We start from the raw sequence: 22,026 nt of genomic DNA, 5'->3' as shown, positions 1-22,026 counted from the left end.
CCGGTTGGGCGGTTCCCCAAGGGAAAATCGGTTGCTGTTTTTGCAACTATCTGTATTGTTTGACTATACTTGACATCCTCCGTCAATCCGCATACTATCTGTCATTACAACGTTATATTCCGGGAGTTTTTATGCAGTTGAGCAGGCTGGGAGAAATCCTGGTAACCAACAACCTGATCACCAGAGAACAGCTTGCCAAGGCTCTCGAAGAACAGAAGATGTCCGGCGGGCAGGCCCGTCTCGGCACGATCCTGGTCAAGCAGAACCTGATCAGCGAAGAGAATCTGACGGCATTTCTCTCCAAACAGTACGGTGTGCCCACGGTCAGCCTTTCCAACTATGACGTGGATCCGGCTGTTACCAAGATCATCCAGTCCGAGGTTGTCCAGAAGTATCAACTGGTTCCCATCAACCGCGTCGGGGCGACCCTGGTCGTGGCGGTTACCGATCCCTCCAATCTCTTCGCCATCGAAGACATCAAGTTCATGACCGGCTACAACGTGGAGATGGTCATCGCTTCGGAAAGCGATATCAAGGCGGCCATCGACAAGTACTACGACCAGTCCGCCTCCCTGGCCGATGTCATGGATGACATGAACCTGGAGGACCTGGAGGTGGTTGATGTCGACGAGGATGTGGACATCAGCTCCATGGAGCGGGCCACGGAGGATGCGCCGGTGGTCAGGATGGTCAATGCCATTCTGCAGGATGCCATCAAGAAGAAAGCCAGCGACATCCACATCGAGCCCTACGAGAAGCTGTTCCGGGTGCGCTACCGCATCGACGGCGTGCTGTACGAGGCCATGAAGCCGCCGCTGAAGCTGAAGAACGCCATTACCTCGCGCATCAAGATCATGGCTGAGCTGGATATCGCCGAGCGCCGCCTCCCCCAGGACGGCCGCATCAAGATCAAGCTGGGCGGCGGAAAGGATATGGACTTCAGGGTCTCGGTCCTGCCGACTCTGTTCGGCGAGAAGATCTGCATGCGTCTATCGGACAAGAGCAGCCTGCAGACCGATCTGACCAAGCTGGGCTACGAGCCGGAGGCCCTGGAGAACTTCCTGCGGGAGATTCACAAGCCCTTCGGCATGGTGCTGGTCACCGGTCCCACCGGCAGTGGCAAGACCGTTTCGCTCTATTCGGCCATTGCCGAGCTGAACAAGGTCTCCGAGAATATATCAACCGCCGAGGATCCGGTGGAGTTCAACTTTGCCGGCATCAACCAGGTCCAGATGCACGAGGACATCGGCCTCAACTTCGCCGCCGCGTTGCGCTCCTTCCTGCGTCAGGATCCGGATATCATCATGATTGGCGAGATCCGCGACTTCGAAACCGCTGAGATCGCCGTCAAGGCCGCCCTGACCGGCCACCTGGTGCTCTCCACCCTGCATACCAACGATGCCCCCGCCACCATCAACCGCCTGCTGAACATGGGCATCGAGCCGTTTCTGGTGGCATCGGCGGTGAACCTGATCACCGCCCAGCGCCTGGCACGGCGCGTCTGCAAGGAGTGCAAGGAGCCGGAGGATATTCCGGTCCAGGCGCTGATCGATGCCGGCGTGCCGCCCGACGAAGCCCCTGGCTATGTCTGCTACCGTGGCAAGGGGTGCCCGGTCTGTAACGGCACCGGCTACAAAGGGAGGGTTGGCTTCTATCAGGTCATGCCGATGCTGGACGAGATCCGCGAACTGATCCTCAACGGGGCCAATACCGCCGAGATCAAGCGCGAAACCATGCGGCTGGGGATCAAGTCCATGCGCCAGTCCGGGCTCACCAAGCTCAAGGAAGGGGTTACCTCGTTCGAAGAGGTGCTGCGGGTCACCATCGCCGATACCTAAATCCGTTACTGGTGACTGGTCACGAGTCACGAAAGGCGCATTCCATGCTCAGTCTTCACCAACTGCTCAAGACGCTGGTCGAGGCCAACGGCTCCGACCTGCACATAACCACCAATTCGCCTCCCCAGATCCGCGTTGACGGCAAACTGCTGCCGCTGGACTATCCCCCCCTCAACCAGGTGGACACCAAGCAGCTCTGCTACAGCGTGCTCACCGACACCCAGAAGCACAAGTTCGAGGAGGAGAACGAGCTGGACCTCTCCTTCGGCGTCAAGGGGTTGTCCCGCTTCAGGGGCAATGTCTTCGTGCAGCGCGGGGCGGTTGCCGGCGTCTTTCGCGTGATTCCCTACAAGATCCTCTCCTTCGAGGAACTCTGCCTTCCGTCGATCGTGGCAGATCTGGCCTCCAAGGCCCGCGGTCTGATCCTGGTAACCGGCCCCACCGGCAGCGGCAAGTCAACGACCCTGGCGTCCATCATCGACTACATCAACGTGAACCGCCACGAGCACATCGTCACCATCGAGGATCCCATCGAGTACCTCCACCCCCACAAGGGGTGCGTGGTCAACCAGCGCGAGGTGGGCGCCGATACCAAGGGGTTCAAGAATGCCCTCAAGTACGTGCTGCGCCAGGACCCGGACGTGGTCCTGGTGGGCGAGCTGCGCGACCTGGAGACCATCGAGGCGGCTCTGACCCTCTCCGAGACCGGTCACCTCTGCCTGGCCACGTTGCACACCAACTCCTGCGTGCAGACCATCAACCGTATCGTGGATGTGTTCCCCCCCCACCAGCAGACCCAGATCAGGGCGCAGCTCTCCTTCGTGCTGGAGGGGGTCATCTCCCAGATGCTGCTTCCCCGGATGAACGCCAAGGGGCGTTCGCTGGTGCTGGAGATCATGGTGCCCAACGCCGCCATCCGCAACCTGATCCGCGAGGACAAGGTTCACCAGATCTACTCCCAGATGCAGGTGGGCCAGGAAAAGTTCGGCATGCAGACCATGAACCAGTCCCTGTTCTCGCTGTACCAGAGACGGCAGATCTCGCTGGAAGATGCCCTGGGTCGGTCGCAGGACCCGGAAGAGTTGAAACAGATGCTCAGCAACCCGGCAACGAACCCGCAACGCCGTCCCCCTGGCCGCTGACTTTATTGATCAAGGAGAGTTTTTATGCCCAAGTTTACCTGGGAAGCACGCACCAAAACCGGCGGTGTCCAGAAGGGGACCATGGAGGCCGACAGTGTCACCATTGTCGAGGCCCAGCTGAAGAAGTACGGCTTTACCAACATAAGTATCAGCGAGGTTGCCAAGGGGATGTCCTTCAAGCTCCCCTCCTTCGGGGGATCGGGCAAGGTCCAGACAAAGGAACTGGTCATCTTCACCCGCCAGTTCGCCACCATGATCGACTCGGGCCTCCCCCTGGTGCAGTGCCTGGAGATCCTCTCCAGCCAGCAGGAGAACAAGACCTTCAAGGAGATACTCTACAAGGTCAAGGAAAGCGTGGAGAGCGGCTCCACCTTTGCCGATGCCCTGGCCAAGCACCCCAAGGCCTTTGACCAGCTGTTCGTCAACCTGGTGGCTGCCGGCGAGGTGGGCGGTATCCTGGATACGATTCTGCAGCGCCTGGCCGCCTACATCGAGAAGGCCATGAAGCTGAAGAAGCAGATCAAGGGCGCCATGGTCTACCCGCTCACCATCATGTCCATTGCGGTGATCGTCGTGGGGGTCATCCTGATCTTCGTCATCCCGACCTTTGCCAAGATGTTCCAGGACTTCGGCGGAGATCTGCCCGCTCCCACCAAGATCGTTATCGCTTTAAGCAACTTTCTGACCCGCTATATCATCGTGATTATCGCCCTGATCTACGGTCTTTTCTGGGTGTTCAAGAAGTACTACGCCACCCCGGCGGGGCGGAAGACCGTCGACCGCTTGGCCCTCAAGGCGCCCATTGCCGGTCCGCTGATCCGCAAGGTGGCGGTGGCCAAGTTCACCCGCACCCTGGGTACCATGGTGAGTTCCGGCGTTCCCATCATGGACGGCCTGGAGATCGTTGCCAAGACGGCCGGAAACAAGATCGTCGAAGAGGCCATCTACGGGGTCCGGCAGGCCATCTCCGAGGGGAAGACCATGGCTGAACCGCTGGCGGCCTGTGGCGTCTTTCCTCCCATGGTGGTGCAGATGATCGGCGTTGGCGAGGCCACCGGCGCCATGGATGCCATGCTGAACAAGATAGCCGATTTCTACGATGACGAGGTGGATGACGCTGTTTCGGCCATGACCGCCATGATGGAGCCGCTGCTGATGGTCTTCCTGGGCACCACCGTGGGTGGTCTGGTCATTGCCATGTATCTGCCGATCTTCAAGCTGGCGGGGACTGTCGGCGGATAACCTATGTGGCGTGAACGGCAGCTGCGGATTTTTATCTATGCCAGGATTCTGGTCAGTTTCCTGTTTCTGGTTTCCACGGTTGCGTTGATGCTGAAGGAGCCTGAAGCCATGGACGATATCACCCACAACGGGGTGATTCGTCTGATGGCTTTTTCCTTTCTCTTCTCGGCCATTTCGCACTTCTCGCTCAAACTCCCCCGCTTTCGTCACTTCATCACCTATCTGCAGACCATCTGGGACCTGTTGTTCGTTACGGTGCTGCTGCTGTTCACCGGCGGGGTGGACAGCCCCTACTCCTTCCTGTACCTGCTCTCCATCATGAACGCCGGCGTGCTCCTGGGACGCCGGGAGGCGTTCTACACCGCGTCCCTGTGCGGAATCCTCTACGGTGCCATCAGCGATTTCCAGTATTTCGGCTATCTGGAGGTCATAGGCCTGAGCCGGGAGGCGGCCCACGCATTCGGCGGGATGCAGATCCTCTATAACATATTCATGAACCTGATGGGGTTTGGTCTGACCGGCTTCATCACCGGGTACCTCTCCCAGCAGGCCAGGCAGAACGCCGACGCCCTGGAACGAAAGAACGTCAACCTGGAAGAACTGGAGCGCCTGAACCGGACCATCGTTGCCAACCTGGAGAGCGGCCTGATAACGGTGACGCGGGAGGGGACCATCCGAGTCTTCAATCGCTATGCCGAGGAGCTGACGAAAAAAACGCAGCAGGATGTCTATGATCTGCCGCTGGAGCGGCTCTTTCCGGAGATGGCGGCGTCCGTCCGGGGAGAGCAGGGCAGGACGAGCAGCGGTGAGTGCGCCTGGAAGGGGGCCGATGGGGAGGCGCTTGTCCTGGGCTACAGCAGCGTCCCCTTTAGCGACGGCCGGGGCGAACTGGCCGGAGCGATCATCAACTTCAAGGACCTGACCGACAAGATTCGCATGGAAGAGGCGCTTAGGCGCAGCGACAAGCTGGCCGTGCTGGGCTCGCTGGCCGCCCGCATGGCCCATGAGATTCGCAACCCCCTGGCGGCCATGAGCGGTTCGGTGCAGTTGCTCGCCGATCATGGCACCGTTGCCGAGAATGACCAGCGTCTGCTGGCGATCATCCTGCGGGAAACCGACCGACTCAACGCGCTGATCACCAGTTTTCTGACCTATGCCCGCCCCGTCTCTCCCCACAAGGAACGCATCAGCCTGGGGGGGCTGATCGACGAGGTGCGTCTCCTGGTCTCCTCGGACCGCCGCTTCGGCGGCATAACCCTCACCGCCCAGGTCCCGGAACGAATGACCATCAGCGCCGACCAGAACCAGCTGCGCCAGGTTCTGATAAATCTGCTGAACAATGCCGCCGAGGCAATGCCCGAGGGGGGCAGGGTGGAGATCTCCGCGCACCTGGCCAGCCCCGAAGACGGGGATAGGGCGGAACAACGAGCGGTGATCACCGTCAGCGACAGCGGCTCCGGGATCACGGACGAGGTGGCGGCCCACCTGTTCGAGCCGTTCTGGACCACCAAGAGCGATGGATGTGGCTTGGGGCTGGCGATTACCTACCGCATCATCGAAGAGCATGGCGGCACGATCACGGCGGAATCGCCTCCCTGGGGAGGGTGCCGCATCACCATCTCGCTTCCGGCCTGACCGCTGAGTCTGGAAACGGCAGGTGACAGGTGCCGCAGTGAGCCCAAGAGCCGCGAACGCAGGCAGCTTTCACCTGCCGCATGTGGGGCAAATCCCGTTCTTCCGGCCTGCGCCACCCCGCTGTCACGGGGGTGCACGCCGGTTTTCGTCCGCTTCGTCAGTGCCGTGTTCGCCGGTACGGGCAAGGAATACAGGGAGCGCATACGATGGAACAGCTGAACTGGCACCTGATTGACGCGGAAGCTGCCCTGGAGCGACTGGCCAGTGACCCTGAGCATGGCCTCTCGTCGGAGGAGGCTGCCCGGCGCCTGGCGACCCAGGGGGCCAACGAGCTCCAGGAACGGGGGGGAACCTCCCCCTGGCGCATACTCTGGGAACAGTTCACCTCCACCATGGCCCTGATCCTGATCTCGGCCTCCCTCCTCTCTGCCCTGGTCGGCTCCCTTAAGGACACCATCACCATCCTGGCCATCGTCTGCCTCTTTGCCCTCCTGGGGTTCGTCCAGGAATACCGGGCCGAGCGGGCCATCCGGGCGCTGAAACGACTGGCAATGCCCAACGTGCGGTTGCGGCGCGACGGATCCGTGGTCGAGGCCCCGGCAGCCGGGCTGGTGCCGGGTGACATCCTGCTCCTTGAGGCCGGTAATCTGGTCCCGGCCGACTGCCGGCTGATCGAGTCGTACAACCTGAAGATCCAGGAGGCGCTGCTGACCGGTGAGTCGGAGGCAGTGGAGAAGATCAGCGAGCCTTTGCGCGGAGAGGATCTGGCGCTGGGGGACCGTCGCAACCTGGCATACAGTGGCACCACCGTCAGCTACGGCAGGGGGGTCGCCCTGGTGGTGGCCACCGGCATGTCCACCGAACTTGGGCGCATCGCCACCATGCTCCAGGCGGTCACGCGGGAGTGGACCCCCCTGCAGCGTAGGCTCGACCGTCTGGGCAAGGTCCTGGCCGCCGTGGCGGTGCTGGTCTCCGTGGCATTTTTTGTCATCGGCATGCTGCGGGGGGAGGATCTGCGGCTGATGCTGCTGACCGCCGTCAGCCTGGCCGTGGCAGCCATTCCCGAGGGATTGCCGGCAGTGGTGACCATCACCCTGGCCATCGGAGCCCAGGGGATGCTCAGGCGAAACGCACTGATCCGCAAGCTTCCGGCGGTGGAAACGCTCGGTTCCGTAACCGTGATCTGCTCCGACAAGACCGGGACCCTGACCGAGAACCGCATGACCGTGACCGAGGTCGTTCCCTGGCCCCCCTGCTCCCGGGAACAGCTCCTGTACGCCGCGGCCCTGTGCAATGACGCCAGCGAACGGATGGTGGATGGAGTTTGCCAGGTGGTGGGCGATCCCACCGAGGGTGCGCTGCTGGTGGCGGCCTCCCAGGCCGGCATCTCCAAGAATGAGCTGGAGCAGCTCTTCCCCCGCGTTGCCGAGATTCCCTTCGATTCCGCCAGCAAGCGCATGGTGACGGTTCATTCCGTATCATCCGGAGCTCTGGACCTGGGCTTGCCCCTTGGCGGAATGGGGCAGGGTGAGCGCTTCGCCGTTGCCAAGGGTGCCGTGGATGTGCTTTTGCCGCTCTGCGGCCATGTGTCCCAGGTTGAGGTCATGGAGCGGGTCGCTGCCCTGGCGTCCTCGGGCATGCGGGTGCTGGCCTGCGCCGGCTGCAGAGTTGAGGCGGACTGGTCTCCCGATGGCGGTGCCTCTTCCCGGGAGCTGACCTTCATGGGGCTGATCGCCATGATGGACCCGCCGCGCCCCGAGGCGCGGGATGCGGTGGAACGCTGTGCCCGGGCGGGGATCCGGCCGGTGATGATCACCGGCGACCACCCCCTGACCGCCGCCGCCATTGCCGGGAGCCTGGGCATCGGCACAGGCGGAGGAGTTGTCGTCGGCGCCGAGCTTGATCGCAGGGGGGCCGAGGGGCTGGCGGATATCGTGGGGACAACGTCGGTCTATGCCCGTGTCTCGCCGGCACACAAGCTTTTGATCGTGGAGGCGCTCAGGAAGAGCGGGCAGGTGGTGGCCATGACCGGAGACGGGGTGAATGACGCGCCGGCGCTCAAACGGGCCGACATCGGCGTGGCCATGGGGATAACCGGCACCGATGTGGCCAAGGAATCTTCCGACATGGTGCTCCTGGATGACAACTTCGCCACCATCGTGGCCTCGGTGGAGGAGGGGCGCACCATCTATGACAACATCCGCAAGTTCATCGAGTTCTCGGTGGCCGGTAATCTGGGCAAGATCCTGGCCGTTGTGACGCTGCCGTTCCTGGGGCTGCCCATGCCGCTGACGCCTTTGCAACTGCTCTGGTTGAACCTGCTCACCGACGGCCTTTTGGGGCTGGGAATGGGGATGGAGCGGGCCGAGCCGGATATCATGGACCGTCCCCCCATCTCCCCCTCGGCACAGATCTTCGACCGCCGGATGCTGCGGCACAGCCTGCTGACCGGTGGCGTCATCGCCGTCAGCAGCATCGCCCTTGCGCGTTATTTCTGGCTGCTGCAACCGGACGGCGAATGGCAGACCGTGCTGTTCTCCTCCCTGGCCTTCGCCCAGATCGGCCAGGCTCTTGCGTTGCGCTCCTTCGGGCACTCCCTCTTCAGTATCGGCTTTTTCACCAACCCGGTGCTGCTGTGCATGGTGCTTGCGGTGGTCCTGCTGCAGGGGATGGTAGTTTACCTCCCGACGCTCCAGCCGTTCTTCACCACCGTTCCCCTAGCGCCCGAAAGCCTGGTATGGGTTCTTCTTCCGGGAACATGCGTCTTCGGAGCGCTTGAGGTCGAGAAGGTGCTGCGTGGCCGACGGCCCGGGACGACGTGAACCAACAAAAACGGCATCAGGCCACGACATACAGGCAGCTACCTACAATGCTCCCCTGTGTCGTACAATTCGCTGCAACTGTATGAATTCGCAGAGCTGTTGTGTGCCTGTCCGCCGCTGTCGGGCTGGTGCGCTCCTCTGGGAACCCTGAGCGTTCCGTGTCTCGGTGCGTTTTGCCGGCGCGTTTCGACGGTTGACAGCACTCGCCCTTTTCCGGTATTGGAAGAGGGCGGTAACACACAACGAAACAAGGAGATGGTATGGCGAGAGCGAGTGCGCGTCACATTCTGGTGTCCACCGAGGAAGCATGTCTGAAGCTGAAGCAGGAGATCGAGGCGGGAGCAGATTTTGCCGCCTGCGCGCGGGATCATTCCCTCTGTCCCTCCTCAAGGCAGGGGGGCGAGTTGGGCGAGTTCGGTCCTGGCCAGATGGTAAAGGAGTTCGATGAGGTTGTCTTCAGCGCCGAGGTCGGCACGGTCCAGGGACCGGTCAAGACCCAGTTCGGCTATCACCTGGTCGAAGTCACCAGACGGACGGCATGATTCGAGAACGGCGGGGCAACCCGCCGTTTGTCGTTTGAACCGGGATGTTCTGTTTGAAGCTTAAAAGCATCAATTCATCTCAGGCTAAGGCGCGAAGACGCAAAGAAAACAACCTTCTGGTACAAAAACACGCTTCACCACACAGGTGAATCGAGCGATGTGTATCTCCATTCTGTTTTTTTTCTTCTTCTTCGCGAGTTCGCATGAATAACTGCATTTTCTGGGTTGAAAGGATCATGGTATGGCACTGACCAGGAAAAAGGTACTGGTTTCACTTGCGGCCGCCGTCGCGCTGCTGGTGATCGGTTTCGCGGGGTATGTCTGGCTCGCGCTGCACTGGAGCTTTTCCGGCGGAGAACGGGTCGGCTACGTCCAGAAAATCTCCCAGAAGGGATGGGTGGTCAAGACCTGGGAGGGGGAGTTGCAGCTGATCTCCGTTCCCGGGGCTGCGCCCGAGAAGTTCCTGTTCAGCGTCCGTGAGGACGCTGTTGCCGAACGAATCAACGCCGTCGTGGGGAAAAAGGTGGCGCTCAGCTACGAACAGCACAAGGGTGTGCCCAGTACCATTTTCGGCGAAACGGAGTACTTCGTTTCCGGCATCAGGGTTGTTGAATGAGTCCCCATGGCACCTGCAGCGTACGAGTGCATCTCTGAAGCGCACTCGGGCGCTGCGGTGACTGGTTACTGCAGGCAGCGGAAGAGCCCCATGTTCCAGAGGCAGTCCCCGCAGGCCACCGTTCCCGCATAGCAGTCCTGCTCGAAATTCTCGTTGTACATGTACTCGCAGGGAACCAGGTTTCAGTTGGAGCAGAGCGGGTACTCCCTGGCCAGCACCTCCCGGCGGTACTCCCGGAAGAGCCGGTTGTTCCAGATTTCCCCCATGCTCTGCTGGTTGATGTTGCCGAACACCCTGGGCGTCACGTATTTCCTGCTTCCCGATGAGTAGCAGCTGAACCTGTGCCAGAGGAAGTAGCAGGGGTGCACTCCTCCGTCCCAGGAGACGAACGCCCCGCCGTTCTCCACGAAGTCGCATCTGCGTTTGCCCCGGGGCGTGATGGCCGGGAGGATCAACTCCAGGCCGGTTTCGCGGGCCATCTGCTCTGCCTCGGCAAAGAGGGCGCCGATCTCCCCGAACCAGCGCTCGTCCCGCTTCAGGAGGTTCTTCAGGTTGATGAACAGATCCCGGGAGCGGGCCTCCTGCTGCATCTCCCAGACAAAATCCACCACCCGCTGATCCTCAGGACTTCTCAGGTAGTTCAGCATTACCTTGAAGAACCGATTCAGGTCGATCCCCTCCCGTTCCGCGCGCCTGCGCCAAGGTTCGAAGAACGCTATGGCCTCGTCCGAGTTGGTCTCGTAGGCCACGCTCCCCACATGCTCCTGCTCGTAGGGGAGCAGGTGGGAGACGATGGCGAAGCTGGCCCCCTGTTCCGCGGCCCAGCGCAGCGCGGCCGGCAGTTCGCGGGCGTTCTCGCGCATGAGAACGAACTCCGTCCCGATCTCCAGGGGGCTGGAACGCTTCTCCCTGGCCCGCTTCAGGGAGCTCATGGCCCGCTCCAGGTCGCGTACCTCTCCCCCCTCGCGGATCCTTTTGAATGTGTCCGGCGTGACGGCGTCCAGGGAGAGGCAGATGCGGTCCAGTCCCGCCTCCACCAGCGAGAGGGCGCGGGTTTCGCTGACTAACAGGCCGTTGGACTGGAATCCGATCCACCCCCGCGCCGGCATAAGCCCCCTGGCCTGGCGGATGAAGGTTTCCAGGCCAGGGTGCAGCAGCGGCTCACCGATCCCGTTCAGCACCAGCGCCTGGCAATGGGGCAGACTGGGGGCGAGTCTGGTGAAGGTTTCGGGATGCATATCCCCCTCCGCGATGCCGTTTCCCCTGGTCTGCTTCATGCACATCCCGCAGCTCAAGTTGCAGCGGGTGGTGGTCTCCACGAACAGCCGGCTGGGGTACTCCTGCAGGGCTGGTACCGGATCGCCGGCCAGGCCGGAAGCCGTTTCCTCAAGCGTCGTTGACATACCGGCATCTTCCTGTCGAACTGGGTGTTCCTGATGAATGATCATGGCCTGCCTCCCTGGTGGTGCTCCAAGGATAGCGAGGCAGGGGAGGCGTTGGCATGACGCAGGTCAAAAAAAGGGTAAGAACAGAGGAGTGAGGAGGGGGGCGTCAAGGCCCCCCCGCGGGCAGGGTCAGTGTTTGTTGTGTCCGTGCTTGTTGCCGTGGTTTTCGTGATTGTGTTTGTAATGCTTGTCTTTTTTGGGTTTCTTCTTCATGTAGACGCGCCGGTCATGTTCCACATAGTAGGGACGTCCGGCATCCACATACACATGCACTCCCGGCGGGGCCGGCAGGTAGGCGCTTATATTGACGCTTACCTCGCCCCGTACCTGACCGGGGAGTGCTGTTGCCAGAAGTGTTGCTGCCAGAAGTGCTGAAACCAGCGGTTTTCTTGTCATTGCTGTTTTTCCTTTCCTTGCCTGTTTTTGTGCTCTTCAGTCCGGGGGAGAGCGGATGATTCGTTGTCTGTACTGCGTGCCGGAGACGCGGTCCCGTATCAGCTGTTTCGCACAGGACTACTTCTTTCCCTTGAAAGCCTCGCCGGTTTTTTTTCCCGCCTCCCTGAAGGCCGCGCCCGTGGCCTGGCCCCAGCGTTTGAAGGCCCTGCCCACGGCCTGACCGGTCTTCTTGAAGGCTTCTCCGGTAGCCTGTCCCAATGTTTTGAACCCCTGGCCTATCTCCCTGCCCCCCTCCTTGAACTGGTTGTCCGCGGAAACGGGAGATGTCAGCAATAAGGAACAGAGCAGGATGATGGTTATTCTGGACAGCATGGACATTTACCCCCTGTCGTAGCAGTTCATGCCTGAATGTTCGCGGTTGGTCTGTAAAAGGAAAAATAAAAGCCGGGTTGCCTATCCTGAGATAATTCGGCAACCCGGCTGTCTTCTGGAGATCCTGAGGCTTTCCGCCCCATCCTCGCGGATGGTTGAGTAGTGTCGTGTATCCGTGATCTTATCGTATTTTGGAGGAACAATACGGGCTAAGCCGGGAAATGTCAAGGGGGTGAGGCTGGACGGAAACGTGGAACATGCATCCGGCGTACGCGGAATTATGCGCTTGAACTGAGCTTCCGGGCTGTGCTATCACTTCTCGCACATAACGCAGGCAAGGGCGCCCGACGGATGGATATCCGTCGGGCATTTTTTATTTCGGACGTGCCGCCAGAGAGGCGGGGGAGGACGTATGGCAAAGGTGATTTTCTGGGAAAAGCCGGGGTGTCAGGGGAATGCGCGCCAGAAGGAGATACTGCTGGCATCGGGGCACGAGCTGGAGGTACGCAACCTGCTGACCGAGGCGTGGACGGAGGAGGAGCTGGCCCGCTTCTTCGGTTCCCGGCCGGTCGCGGAGTGGTTCAACATGACCAACCCGAAGGTTAAGGCGGGCGAGATCGCGCCGTCCCGGGTGGGGCGGGAAGAGGCGCTTGAAATGATGGTGGCCGAACCGCTGCTGATCGTCCGTCCGCTGATGCAGGTGGGGGGCGAGCGCCTGGCCGGTTTCGACGTGGGGATGGTGCACAACTGGATCGGCCTGAAGAGCGAGGCGGTGGGCGATCGTGACCCGAAGAACTGCCCCTGCGTGCAGAGCCAGGCGGCATGAGGATGGAAGCATGAGTGGTGGCGCTGGATGAACTGGTAGTCGACATTTCTGGAGACAGACCGCCCACTCTGTCCTACAATGTGCCTTGCCGACGATTCTGGACAGTCCGGTTCATTCTTCGAGGAACAGCATATGTCGCAGCTCTCATGGTTGAAGGGCAAACGAGGTGAATGGTACCTGGTGGTGCAAGCCGCGCTGTTCGTGCTACTGGTGTTCGGCCCTCGTTCCTTCCCGGGGCAGAGCGCCCCGAACCTCCCCTGGCCCTGGTTCGTCCTCCTGGCAGGAACCATCCTGTTTCTGGTCGGCATCGTTTTGTCGGTCTGTGGAACACTCAGCCTGGGGAAGAACCTCTCCCCTCTGTCGTATCCGAAGGAACAGGGGCGTCTGGTTGTCAGCGGCGTGTATCGCATCGTGCGCCACCCGATCTACAGTGGCATCATCTTCATGGCATTTGGTTGGGGCATGTGGCTGGAGAGCTGGCCGGTCATCGGCTATGCCCTGTTGATCCTGATCTTCTTCGACATCAAGTCGCGGCGCGAGGAGTTCTGGCTTGCGGAGAAGTACCCGGAGTACGCCGCCTACCGCAAGCGGGTGCGCAAGCTGATACCTTTTGTCTGGTGAGGTGAATTGCCATATGCTGGGCCTGCCCCCCCCCCCCTCTATTCCAGGAGAGGCGATGCGTTTGTTCTATAGAGCCGTTCCATCAGCGAGGGTGCTGATGGAACGGCTTTTTTGTTGGCATGGGATGGGAATGTGCCCGAATTTCCCGAAATGGGTGATGATGTTTAAAAGCCCCGTAGGGGCGAACCTTGTGCTCGCCCGGATCGCCCTTGGTGTATTTCTCTCTCAACCAAGAGCCTTAGCCCCTATGTCCCAGGAACATCTTCCCAAGGTTGCACAAAAAACTAGGAAGTGTCCCTGGTTTTACCTGTAACTACTTATTTTAATGCAATTTGTCTTGATTTTAATTCAATAATTTTGTTTTTAAGTGGAATCAATCTTGGGTCATTTGCTGAAAGTTTTGATTCTGCCATTTCAAGAATAGACATAGCTCTATCATAATTAAATTTAGTGGTGTTATAACGAGATATTTCTAAGAGCTCGTCAATTGTTAGTTTTTTATTCTCTGGAAGATGTAAAATGCATCCAAACAGTAAAATCAACAGCAAAGCTACTGTACCATATCCAGAAATACTGTATAATTCTTGCCTCTTTGTTGAATCTTTAGAAAAAATAGCTGTCAAAATAATAATTGAAATAATTGATAATATTGCAGTTACTAATAAAGAAATTGGTGAATGTATAGGTAGTGAAGATTGTGATATGTTTCTGATTCCACAACAAAATGAACCAATAAATATACCAATTGATACAGCGTCGTCCGGTTAGGTCTTTGCATGGTTCTTTGAGAATGTAAAAAAGTAACAAAATCAGCGTGATGCCACATTTTTTTTGCTTGACTTTTAGTAAAAAATTGGCGGGCCACCATCGTAACTACTTAATATTACACGAGTTACGACATGCGACCTTTCAAGCGACTGAAACAACGACGAAAAGCACGTGCTTTCAAATTGCTTCTTACCCCGGTTTTTGAGAGATTCAAGTCCGATAAACAACTTGAATCCAGGGGGTACCGCCCGTTGCAAATGACCTTTGATGATCAGCTAAAGGCCCTGATTTTCTATCACCTTGAAGAGTTTTCTTCCGGGAGCGAACTGCTGCAGGCTCTGGAACAGAATGACTTTGCCAAGGAGTGCGTTGCTCCCCCCAAGGGGATCAAAAAGAGCGCCTTCTTCGAGGCGATCAATAACCGTGGCCTTGAGCAGCTAAGTGAGGTATTCGGACATCTGGTCAAGCAAGCAGGCAAAGTGCTTCCGGCCGAATACGCTCACCTTGGCAACCTGGTATCCATAGATGGCTCTTTGATTGATGCTGTGCTGTCCATGGAATGGGCTGATTACCGAAGCGGCTCAAAGAAGGCCAAGGCTCATGTCGGCTTCGATATCAACCGGGGCATTCCCAGGAAGATATACCTCAGCGACGGTAAAGAGGGTGAGCGCCCCTTTGTTGACAAGATCATCGACAAAGGCGAAACCGGCGTTATGGATCGCGGGTATCAGTCCCATGACCACTTTGACAAGTGGCAGGCCGCCGAGAAGTTCTTTGTCTGTCGTATCAGGGAGAATACGATCAAGATAGTCATCAGAGAGAATGCCGTCAATCCTGACAGTATTATCTTCTATGACCGGATCGTAATGCTCGGCACCAAAGGCGTAAACCAGACTGAGAAAGAACTGCGCCTTGTTGGTTACCGTGTTGACGGTAAAGATTACTGGATCGCTACCAACAGGTACGACCTGACCGCTGAACAAGTCGCCGAAGTCTATAAGCTCCGCTGGAACATCGAGACCTTCTTTGGCTGGTGGAAACGCCATCTCAAGGTGTACCACCTGATCGCCAGGAGCAAGTACGGGCTGATGGTCCAGCTTCTTGGCGGCCTTATAACCTATCTGCTTCTTGCTATTTACTGCCGGGAGCAGCACAACGAACCAGTCAGCATCACTCGGGTACGGGAATTACGCAACCAAATCGCCAATGAGGCAGCAGAAGAACTAGAGCAAAAACGGATGCGAACACAGCAAAAATCCCACAAAAACAAACTTTTAAAGAAAAAACGACGACATGCAAAGACCTAACCGGAAATTACTGCAATTGATATATAAAAAATAGATTTTCTTATTTCTCTATGTTTTGGAAAAGCATCTGTTAACTGCAAAAAAAAACCAAGAATGCTGGCTATGCCGGTGATGTACGTAAAATAATCAGCCGTTGGTAGATTCATTATCACCTCTATTAGATTGACTGACTGGCAATAAAAGGATCCGTCGTCTTCTCGAGTGACGTTAATTCGGGGGACATTTTGGTTGTCGTTTCGGGTGATTCTGCAGACATTATAGAAAAGGTGTCCTCGTTGTATTTCCGTAGAAAATTCTGATACCAAAATTCCTGCCCCTGTCTCCCCCCCCCGGTGAGGGGAGGCGACAGGGGCAGTAAGGTGTCAGAGGGGAGAAGCGGCTACGCGCACTCGGAGTAGCCGCAGGCGTGGCAGACTGAGCAGCCCCCCTCGTGTTCGACCACGCCGCCGCATTCCGGGCAGGCGCCGCGCTCCTGGCGGGCGGTGACGGCACTGATGTCGTAACCGCCGTCGATCAGGTGGGCCTGGATGGCCTTGGCAACGGCGTCGGCGCAGGAGAGCACACGGTTTTCTCCGAAGCCGGAGGGGCAGTGGCAGGAGATGCCCATGAGCTGCTTGACCACCTGGCGGGCCTGGACGCCGCTGCGCCATGCCAGGGAGACCATGCGGCCGATGGCCTCGCTCTGGGAAGCGGCGCAGCCGCCTGCCTTGCCCATGGTGGTGAAGAGCTCGAACAGGCCGTTTCTGTCCTCGTTGATGGTAACGTACAGCGGGCCGCAGCCGGTCTGCATCTGATGGGTGCTCCCCCTGAGGGACTTGGGACGGTCGCGCTTGATCGCCTTCTTTTCTTCGGGAGCAGCGGCTGCCTCGCGAGGCGCCTCGTCCTTCTTGGCGGTGGAGAGCACCTGCTCGTCCCGGGAGCCGTCACGGTAGATGGTGACCCCCTTGCATCCGGTCTGGTAAGCCAGGCGGTAGACGTTCTCCACGTCCTCGATGGTTGCCGAATTGGGGAAGTTGACGGTCTTGGAGACGGCATTGTCGGTGTGCAACTGGAAGGCTGCCTGCATCTGTATGTGGTCGTTGGGGGAGATGTCGTGGGCGGTGACGAACATTTCCTGCACGTCCTGGGGCACTTCGGGGATGCCCTGCACCGTGCCGTGCTCGGCGATGCGCTTCATCAACGACTCGGAGTAGAAGCCGCGCTCCTTGGCGATCCTCTCGAAATGGGGATTGACCTCCACCAGCACGTTCTTGTCCATGACGGTGCGCAGGTAGGAGACGGCGAAGAGCGGCTCCACGCCGGATGAGGCGTTGGCGATGATGGAAATGGTGCCGGTGGGGGCGATGGTGGTTACCGTGGCGTTGCGCATCGGCTCGGCGTCTTTGATGTCGAAGGTCGAGCCGGTGAAGTTGGGGAAGGAACCGCGGACCTTGCCCAGCTCACGGGAAGCCAGGCGCCCCTCGTCGTTGATGAACTTCATGACCTTCGTGCCCAGCTTGACCGCCTCGGGGGAGCTGTAGGGGATGCCCAGCAGGATCAGCATGTCGGCCCAGCCCATGACCCCCAGGCCGATCTTGCGGTTGCCGTGGGTCATGTCGTGGATCTGCTGCAGGGGGTAGCTGTTGGCTTCGATCACGTTGTCCAGGAAGTGCACCGCGTTCCGGACCGTCTCCTTCAGCCTGTTCCAGTCGATGGCCCCCTCGGCCACGAACTTGCCCAGGTTGATGGAGCCCAGGTTGCACGATTCGTAGGGGAGCAGCGGCTGCTCGCCGCAGGGGTTGGTGGATTCGATCTCTCCCACCTGGGGGGTGGGGTTGTCGCGGTTCAGGCGGTCCAAAAAGACGATGCCCGGCTCGCCGTTCTCCCAGGCTTGCTTGACGATGCGCTGGAAGACCTTGCGGGCGTTGAGGGTGCCGTGCTGCTTGCCGTTGCGCGGGTTGACCAGGGTGTACTCCTCGTCCCGCTCCACGGCCTGCATGAACTTCTCGGTCAGGCCGACGGAGATGTTGAAGTTGTTGAGCTGCTTCTGGTCGGCCTTGCACATGATGAAGTCCACGATGTCGGGATGGTCGACTCTGAGGATGGCCATGTTGGCCCCGCGCCGCGTCCCCCCCTGCTTGATGGTCTCGGTGGCCACGTCGAAGACCCGCATGAAGGAGAGCGGTCCGCTGGAAATGCCGGTGGTGGAGCTGACCATGTCGTTGGCCGGGCGCAGGCGGGAAAAGGAGAAGCCGGTGCCGCCGCCGGACTTGTGGATCAGGGCGGTGTACTTGACGGCGTCGAAGATTTCCTCCATGGAGTCCCCCACCGGAAGCACGAAGCAGGCCGAGAGTTGCCCCAGTTCGCGACCGGCGTTCATCAGGGTGGGGGAGTTGGGCAGAAACTCGAAGCTGGTCATCATGCGGTAGAAGGTGTCGCCCAGGCCAGCGGTATCGGCCGTTTCATCGAAGGAGCGGTCGGCCGCCGCGATGGTATCGGCCACCCGGCGGAACATGTCGGCCGCTGTCTCCAGCGTTGTGCCGTTCGGACCACGCCTGAGGTAGCGTTTCTCCAGTACGGTGAGTGCGTTTTTCGATAAACCGGGCAGTGTCGGGTGTGTCTTTTCTCTTTTCATGCGGTTTCCTCCTACGGCGGGAACGGAGCTGCGCCGTCTGTTTGTATGGGGTGAAGCGGTGATGTCCGCTAACGGGTGTTTATACAAGATTTTGTAGCCGAAGTGGAATTAACCACAACATATATGTCATGTCAACAGAATAGATTGGGTGATCTCTAAGCATTTGATTGCACATGAAAAACATTTTCATCCTCATCGGGTGTGCTGGTTTCATGAGCATGGGTTAAAAAAACAGGGGATAAGTTTAAAATATTTGCATGAAAGCTTAAATGTGCTAAAAACAAGACTCGATATGTATGAAGGAGTATGCGGGACGATGTCAGCAGCAACCGATTGTGACAAATGCAAGTCGTATGAGCTCAAAGGGCAGGTGCGTGCTCTGAACGACCTGCTCAATGTGGCTCAGGCCTCCATCGCCTCCCTGGAGCTTGCCCCCCTGACGCAGACCATCCTGCGGGGCGCCATGGATTTCATGGAGATGCCGGTGGGCAGGCTGGCGCTGTACGACAAGCGCAACGGCAGGATGGTGCTGCGCGCCCATGCCGGTCTGGACGAGGATTGCGTCGTGCGATCGGTCTGGACGGTGGCGCCGGGAGGCCTGACGGACCGGCTTCTTAGGCGCAATGAGGTCTACTATGTTGAGGATAGGGAGGCGAGCCAGATACCGGAGGAGCACCTGATCGCCCATGAGCAGAGCCGCTCGCTGGTTGCGGTTCCGCTGGTCTCCCAGAGCTCCATCCACGGCATGCTCTGCCTGGATGACGTCATACCGCGCACCTTCGACAAGAACCGCATCTCGCAGATCCTGGTTCTGGCCTCCTTTGCCGCCATATCCATCGAGAACGCCAAGTTTCACGAGGAAACCCACCAGCTGGCCATCAACGACTCCCTCACCGGACTGAACAACCGGCGCTACTTCGACAAGGTCCTGCCCCAGGAGTATGAACGGGCGCACCGGGAGGGGCTCCCCTTCTCCCTGATGATGATCGACGTGGACAACTTCAAGCTGTTCAACGACACCCATGGTCACCACCTGGGTGACCGCATCCTGGCCACCATCGGGCGGGTGCTGCGCAAAACCCTGCGCAGTATCGATTTTGCCTTCCGCTACGGCGGAGAGGAGTTCGTGGTCATCCTGCCGGAAACCGACCTGGAGAGCGCCCACAAGGTGGCCGAGCGCATCAGGCAGCGGGTCATGGCGGAGAGCAGGAAGCTGTTGCGCAACCCGCAGGACAGGCCGGTTACGGTGAGTGTGGGCATATCCTGCTATCCCCGTGACGCTGCCTGTTCCATTACCCTGCTGGCCATGGCCGACCAGCTGCTCTACCAGGCCAAGCGGACTGGGCGGAACCGCGTCCTGGTGGCGGAGGATGATGCCGCTTGATGATTCTGTTTCGCACCCCCACCCATCGCCTGTTCGTGGCCTGTATCCTGCTCTTTCCCCTGCTGTCCGCCTGCACCGCTTTCTCCGCATGGGATACATCGTGGCAGCGCGGGGATGCGCCGCCGCCCGCCCCTCTGGCCGTGGAGCGTTCCCCGGTGCCAGCCGCTTCCGAAATGCCGGCAGGCGAAATCCCGGTTGCAGCTCCCCAGTTGCCGGACACCGTCGATCCCCCTCTGCCGGACCCTGGACGCCCGCCGGTTGTCAGCCAGGGCGATATCAGCTACGAAAATACCACCATAACCGAGGATGTGGTCTGGAGCGGGAGCGTGCTGGTGCGGGGATACCTGGTGATCGCTTCCCCGGCGACCGTGCGCATCGAACCGGGCACGGTGGTGCGTTTCATGAAATCGCTCCTTTCGCGGCAGACGCCCCGTCTGGTGGTCATGGGCAGGCTGCACTGCAACGGCTCTGCGGGGCAACCGGTGCGCTTCACCCCCAACGTTGCCCGGCCCGAGCGGGGCGACTGGGGGGGGATCCTGCTGCTGTCCAGCGAGAAGCGCAACCAGTTGGACCATGTGCTCATCGAGGGGGCCACGGCGGGAATCGAGGCCGGTTTCTCAACCCTTTCCGCCACCGATGTCGCCATCCGCCGCTGCACCGTCGGCATGCTGCTGAGGGACAGCAGCGCGAGCCTCAGCGCCGCCAGCGTTGATGACTGCGAGACCGGGCTTGAACTCCTCGACAGCGAGGTCGACCTGCGGGACAGCGCCCTGAGCAGCAACCAGCGCGGCATTGTCGCTCGCCGCACCACCCTGGTCCTGCTCGCCGTCTCCCTCAGGGAGAACCAGCAGAGTGGCGTAACCGCGCTCGACTGCCGGGTCAGATTCACCTCCTGTCAACTGGCTGCCAACGGAGGCGGCGGCGCGCATCTGGCGGAAAGCGAGGGGAATATATCCGGGTCGCGTTTCGTGGCCAACCGTGGCGTCGGCCTGGAGCTGGTCTCTTCGCGCCTCAAGGTTCAGGGGAGTCTGTTTACGGCTACGGCCGGCGACGGCATGCGGGTCAACGACGGCCGCAGCCTGGTCTGGGGCAACTCCTTCGAGGGGAACAGCGGCTACAACCTGGCCATCAGCGGCCATGACCGCATCGTTGCCGTGGGGAACTGGTGGGGCAGCGACCAGGAATCCAGTATTGCGGCGAAACTGCTGGACGGGACCAAGGACCCCCGCGGCGGCCGGGTCGAGTTCTTCCCCTGGCTGGTGCAGCGGCCGGTAAACGTACCATGACCTCCCGTTCCCCCCTCACCATCTATCTGGATAACGCGGCCACGTCCCACCCCAAGCCGGAATGCGTCTACCAGGCCGTCGTGCATGCCATGCGCCACATCGGCGCCTCGCCGGGGCGTGCAGGGCACCGCCGCTCCCTGGAGGCGTCTCGCCTGCTCTTCCAGGTCAGGGAGGCCATCGCCACCCTGCTTTCCGTCCCCGATTCGTCACGGATCATCTTCACCCACAGCGCCACCGAGGCGCTCAACCTGGCCCTGCAGGGTGTCCTGCTGGCGGGCGATCATGTGGTTACCACCTCCATGGAGCATAACTCCCTCCTGCGGCCGTTGTACCAGCTGCGCCGGCGGGGAGTTGAGCTGACCATTGTCGAGGCGGCCGGTGACGGCCTAGTGGACCCGGACGCTGTACGGCGAGCCTTCCGACCCACCACCCGCATGCTGGCGCTGGGGCATGTCTCCAATGTGTGCGGCGCCATCCAGCCGGTGGCCCGACTTGCAACCATCGCCCGCGAGGCCGGGGCGCTGTTTCTGCTGGATGCGGCCCAGTCGGCCGGCTCGATCCCCATCGATGCGGCTGGCCTGGGGGTGGACCTGCTGGCCGCGCCGGGGCACAAGGGGTTGCTCGGTCCCCAGGGCACCGGTTTTCTGTTCGTTGCCGAGGGGGTGGAGATCAGGCCGCTTCTGGCCGGAGGAACCGGCAGCAACTCATCCAGCGAAGAGCAGCCGCACATCCTGCCCGAGGGATTCGAGGCCGGAACCCACAACCTCCCCGGCATTGCCGGCCTGCTTGCGGGCGTGGAGTTCGTCCTGGCCCGGGGGGTCGACGTCATTGGCCGCAGGGAGCGGGAGCATGTGGCCGAGGTGGCCAGGCGCCTGGCGCCGCTTCCCGGCATGGCCATCCATGGTCCCTCTTTCCCCGCCAACCGGAGTGGCCTGCTCTCCTTTACCCTGGCGGGGATGGACGCCTCCAGCCTGGCCTTCATGCTGGACCAGCGCTTCGATATCGCCGTGCGGGCCGGCCTGCACTGCGCCCCCCTGGCCCACCGCTCCCTGGGCACCTACCCCGCGGGAACCGTCCGGGTCAGTCCCGGATGGTTCACCAGCAACGACGAGATTGCTATTTTCTGCGATGCCGTTGTAAAGTGTATCCCTTGAGTAAAAAGGCCGTGAC

18 protein-coding genes and 1 riboswitch are annotated in these 22,026 nt (G+C 60.0%); of the genes, 14 read left to right on the top strand and 4 right to left on the bottom strand.

Features of this window, described 5'->3' with window-relative positions:
* Window positions 1–131: 131 nt before the first annotated feature.
* From pilB to PPRO_RS12390, 7 genes are all read left to right on the top strand, one after another.
* On the top strand, window positions 132–1,838 hold the full coding sequence (gene pilB, locus PPRO_RS12420) for a type IV-A pilus assembly ATPase PilB (protein WP_011736373.1): 1,707 nt from the start codon (window positions 132–134) through the stop codon (window positions 1,836–1,838).
* A 44-nt stretch (window positions 1,839–1,882) separates the two neighbouring features.
* A complete protein-coding gene (locus PPRO_RS12415) occupies window positions 1,883–2,980 on the top strand; it encodes a type IV pilus twitching motility protein PilT (RefSeq protein WP_011736372.1) in 1,098 nt (365 codons plus the stop codon).
* Between the two features lie 24 nt (window positions 2,981–3,004).
* Window positions 3,005–4,222, top strand: a complete 1,218-nt coding sequence (locus tag PPRO_RS12410) for a type II secretion system F family protein (RefSeq protein ID WP_011736371.1) — start codon at window positions 3,005–3,007, stop codon at window positions 4,220–4,222.
* A 3-nt stretch (window positions 4,223–4,225) separates the two neighbouring features.
* On the top strand, window positions 4,226–5,857 hold the full coding sequence (locus PPRO_RS12405) for a two-component system sensor histidine kinase NtrB (protein WP_011736370.1): 1,632 nt from the start codon (window positions 4,226–4,228) through the stop codon (window positions 5,855–5,857).
* A gap of 206 nt (window positions 5,858–6,063) precedes the next feature.
* Complete coding sequence (locus tag PPRO_RS12400; RefSeq protein WP_011736369.1) at window positions 6,064–8,679, top strand: cation-translocating P-type ATPase; 2,616 nt, start codon at window positions 6,064–6,066, stop codon at window positions 8,677–8,679.
* 260 nt (window positions 8,680–8,939) lie between these two features.
* Complete coding sequence (locus tag PPRO_RS12395; protein ID WP_011736368.1) at window positions 8,940–9,221, top strand: peptidylprolyl isomerase; 282 nt, start codon at window positions 8,940–8,942, stop codon at window positions 9,219–9,221.
* Window positions 9,222–9,462: 241 nt separating this feature from the next.
* Window positions 9,463–9,837 carry a hypothetical protein gene (locus PPRO_RS12390; RefSeq protein WP_011736367.1) on the top strand — a complete coding sequence of 125 codons (375 nt, stop codon included), beginning with the start codon at window positions 9,463–9,465 and terminating at the stop codon, window positions 9,835–9,837.
* 182 nt (window positions 9,838–10,019) lie between these two features.
* Here PPRO_RS12390 and PPRO_RS12385 read toward each other — a convergent pair whose 3' ends face one another.
* From PPRO_RS12385 to PPRO_RS12375, 3 genes are all read right to left on the bottom strand, one after another.
* Window positions 10,020–11,240 (bottom strand): radical SAM/SPASM family putative metalloenzyme maturase, encoded by a 1,221-nt coding sequence (locus PPRO_RS12385; protein ID WP_232286644.1) that lies wholly within the window; start codon window positions 11,238–11,240, stop codon window positions 10,020–10,022.
* A 171-nt stretch (window positions 11,241–11,411) separates the two neighbouring features.
* The gene (locus PPRO_RS12380; protein ID WP_011736365.1) at window positions 11,412–11,678 is read right to left on the bottom strand and encodes a hypothetical protein; all 267 of its coding nucleotides are present in this window, start codon (window positions 11,676–11,678) and stop codon (window positions 11,412–11,414) included.
* A 117-nt stretch (window positions 11,679–11,795) separates the two neighbouring features.
* Complete coding sequence (locus tag PPRO_RS12375) at window positions 11,796–12,050, bottom strand: hypothetical protein (RefSeq protein ID WP_011736364.1); 255 nt, start codon at window positions 12,048–12,050, stop codon at window positions 11,796–11,798.
* Between the two features lie 95 nt (window positions 12,051–12,145).
* A riboswitch (cyclic di-GMP riboswitch) is annotated at window positions 12,146–12,221 on the bottom strand.
* A 241-nt stretch (window positions 12,222–12,462) separates the two neighbouring features.
* Here PPRO_RS12375 and PPRO_RS12370 point away from each other — a divergent pair.
* The 4 genes from PPRO_RS12370 (at window position 12,463) to PPRO_RS12355 (ending at window position 15,572) form a co-directional block, all read left to right on the top strand.
* A complete protein-coding gene (locus tag PPRO_RS12370; protein WP_011736363.1) occupies window positions 12,463–12,876 on the top strand; it encodes a thioredoxin domain-containing protein in 414 nt (137 codons plus the stop codon).
* A gap of 132 nt (window positions 12,877–13,008) precedes the next feature.
* Entirely contained in the window at window positions 13,009–13,497 is a 489-nt protein-coding gene (locus PPRO_RS12365; RefSeq protein ID WP_011736362.1) for a methyltransferase family protein, read from the top strand.
* A gap of 519 nt (window positions 13,498–14,016) precedes the next feature.
* A complete protein-coding gene (locus PPRO_RS21275) occupies window positions 14,017–14,265 on the top strand; it encodes a hypothetical protein (protein ID WP_011736361.1) in 249 nt (82 codons plus the stop codon).
* A gap of 131 nt (window positions 14,266–14,396) precedes the next feature.
* Entirely contained in the window at window positions 14,397–15,572 is a 1,176-nt protein-coding gene (locus PPRO_RS12355) for an IS4-like element ISPepr3 family transposase (RefSeq protein ID WP_011735659.1), read from the top strand.
* Between the two features lie 379 nt (window positions 15,573–15,951).
* Here the strand turns inward: PPRO_RS12355 and PPRO_RS12350 are convergent, their stop codons facing one another.
* Window positions 15,952–18,186: a vitamin B12-dependent ribonucleotide reductase gene (locus PPRO_RS12350; protein WP_011736359.1), complete on the bottom strand. Its 2,235-nt coding sequence runs from the start codon at window positions 18,184–18,186 to the stop codon at window positions 15,952–15,954.
* A 316-nt stretch (window positions 18,187–18,502) separates the two neighbouring features.
* Between PPRO_RS12350 and PPRO_RS12345 the strand changes: the two genes are divergently transcribed.
* Genes PPRO_RS12345 through PPRO_RS12335 form a run of 3 tightly spaced genes read left to right on the top strand, consistent with a single transcriptional unit; the run spans window position 18,503 to window position 22,010 of the window.
* Complete coding sequence (locus tag PPRO_RS12345; protein WP_011736358.1) at window positions 18,503–19,570, top strand: GGDEF domain-containing protein; 1,068 nt, start codon at window positions 18,503–18,505, stop codon at window positions 19,568–19,570.
* Window positions 19,570–20,856: a right-handed parallel beta-helix repeat-containing protein gene (locus PPRO_RS12340; RefSeq protein ID WP_011736357.1), complete on the top strand. Its 1,287-nt coding sequence runs from the start codon at window positions 19,570–19,572 to the stop codon at window positions 20,854–20,856. The genes PPRO_RS12345 and PPRO_RS12340 overlap by 1 nt, the downstream gene beginning before the upstream one ends.
* Window positions 20,853–22,010, top strand: a complete 1,158-nt coding sequence (locus PPRO_RS12335; RefSeq protein WP_011736356.1) for an aminotransferase class V-fold PLP-dependent enzyme — start codon at window positions 20,853–20,855, stop codon at window positions 22,008–22,010. The genes PPRO_RS12340 and PPRO_RS12335 overlap by 4 nt, the downstream gene beginning before the upstream one ends.
* Window positions 22,011–22,026 lie beyond the last annotated feature (16 nt).

The organism is Pelobacter propionicus DSM 2379 (genome assembly GCF_000015045.1).
GTDB classification, from domain to species: domain Bacteria; phylum Desulfobacterota; class Desulfuromonadia; order Geobacterales; family Pseudopelobacteraceae; genus Pseudopelobacter; species Pseudopelobacter propionicus.
This window is presented reverse-complemented; position numbering and strand designations above follow the sequence as displayed.

What these genes read in the sequence shown, in the direction of transcription:
- pilB (WP_011736373.1), top strand. Translation starts at nt 132, where the DNA reads ATGCAGTTGAGCAGGCTGGGAGAAATCCTGGTAACCAACAACCTGATC.
- PPRO_RS12415 (WP_011736372.1), top strand. Translation starts at nt 1,883, where the DNA reads ATGCTCAGTCTTCACCAACTGCTCAAGACGCTGGTCGAGGCCAACGGC.
- PPRO_RS12410 (WP_011736371.1), top strand. Translation starts at nt 3,005, where the DNA reads ATGCCCAAGTTTACCTGGGAAGCACGCACCAAAACCGGCGGTGTCCAG.
- PPRO_RS12405 (WP_011736370.1), top strand. Translation starts at nt 4,226, where the DNA reads ATGTGGCGTGAACGGCAGCTGCGGATTTTTATCTATGCCAGGATTCTG.
- PPRO_RS12400 (WP_011736369.1), top strand. Translation starts at nt 6,064, where the DNA reads ATGGAACAGCTGAACTGGCACCTGATTGACGCGGAAGCTGCCCTGGAG.
- PPRO_RS12395 (WP_011736368.1), top strand. Translation starts at nt 8,940, where the DNA reads ATGGCGAGAGCGAGTGCGCGTCACATTCTGGTGTCCACCGAGGAAGCA.
- PPRO_RS12390 (WP_011736367.1), top strand. Translation starts at nt 9,463, where the DNA reads ATGGCACTGACCAGGAAAAAGGTACTGGTTTCACTTGCGGCCGCCGTC.
- PPRO_RS12385 (WP_232286644.1), bottom strand. Translation starts at nt 11,240, where the DNA reads ATGTCAACGACGCTTGAGGAAACGGCTTCCGGCCTGGCCGGCGATCCG.
- PPRO_RS12380 (WP_011736365.1), bottom strand. Translation starts at nt 11,678, where the DNA reads ATGACAAGAAAACCGCTGGTTTCAGCACTTCTGGCAGCAACACTTCTG.
- PPRO_RS12375 (WP_011736364.1), bottom strand. Translation starts at nt 12,050, where the DNA reads ATGCTGTCCAGAATAACCATCATCCTGCTCTGTTCCTTATTGCTGACA.
- PPRO_RS12370 (WP_011736363.1), top strand. Translation starts at nt 12,463, where the DNA reads ATGGCAAAGGTGATTTTCTGGGAAAAGCCGGGGTGTCAGGGGAATGCG.
- PPRO_RS12365 (WP_011736362.1), top strand. Translation starts at nt 13,009, where the DNA reads ATGTCGCAGCTCTCATGGTTGAAGGGCAAACGAGGTGAATGGTACCTG.
- PPRO_RS21275 (WP_011736361.1), top strand. Translation starts at nt 14,017, where the DNA reads ATGCATCCAAACAGTAAAATCAACAGCAAAGCTACTGTACCATATCCA.
- PPRO_RS12355 (WP_011735659.1), top strand. Translation starts at nt 14,397, where the DNA reads ATGCGACCTTTCAAGCGACTGAAACAACGACGAAAAGCACGTGCTTTC.
- PPRO_RS12350 (WP_011736359.1), bottom strand. Translation starts at nt 18,186, where the DNA reads ATGAAAAGAGAAAAGACACACCCGACACTGCCCGGTTTATCGAAAAAC.
- PPRO_RS12345 (WP_011736358.1), top strand. Translation starts at nt 18,503, where the DNA reads ATGTCAGCAGCAACCGATTGTGACAAATGCAAGTCGTATGAGCTCAAA.
- PPRO_RS12340 (WP_011736357.1), top strand. Translation starts at nt 19,570, where the DNA reads ATGATTCTGTTTCGCACCCCCACCCATCGCCTGTTCGTGGCCTGTATC.
- PPRO_RS12335 (WP_011736356.1), top strand. Translation starts at nt 20,853, where the DNA reads ATGACCTCCCGTTCCCCCCTCACCATCTATCTGGATAACGCGGCCACG.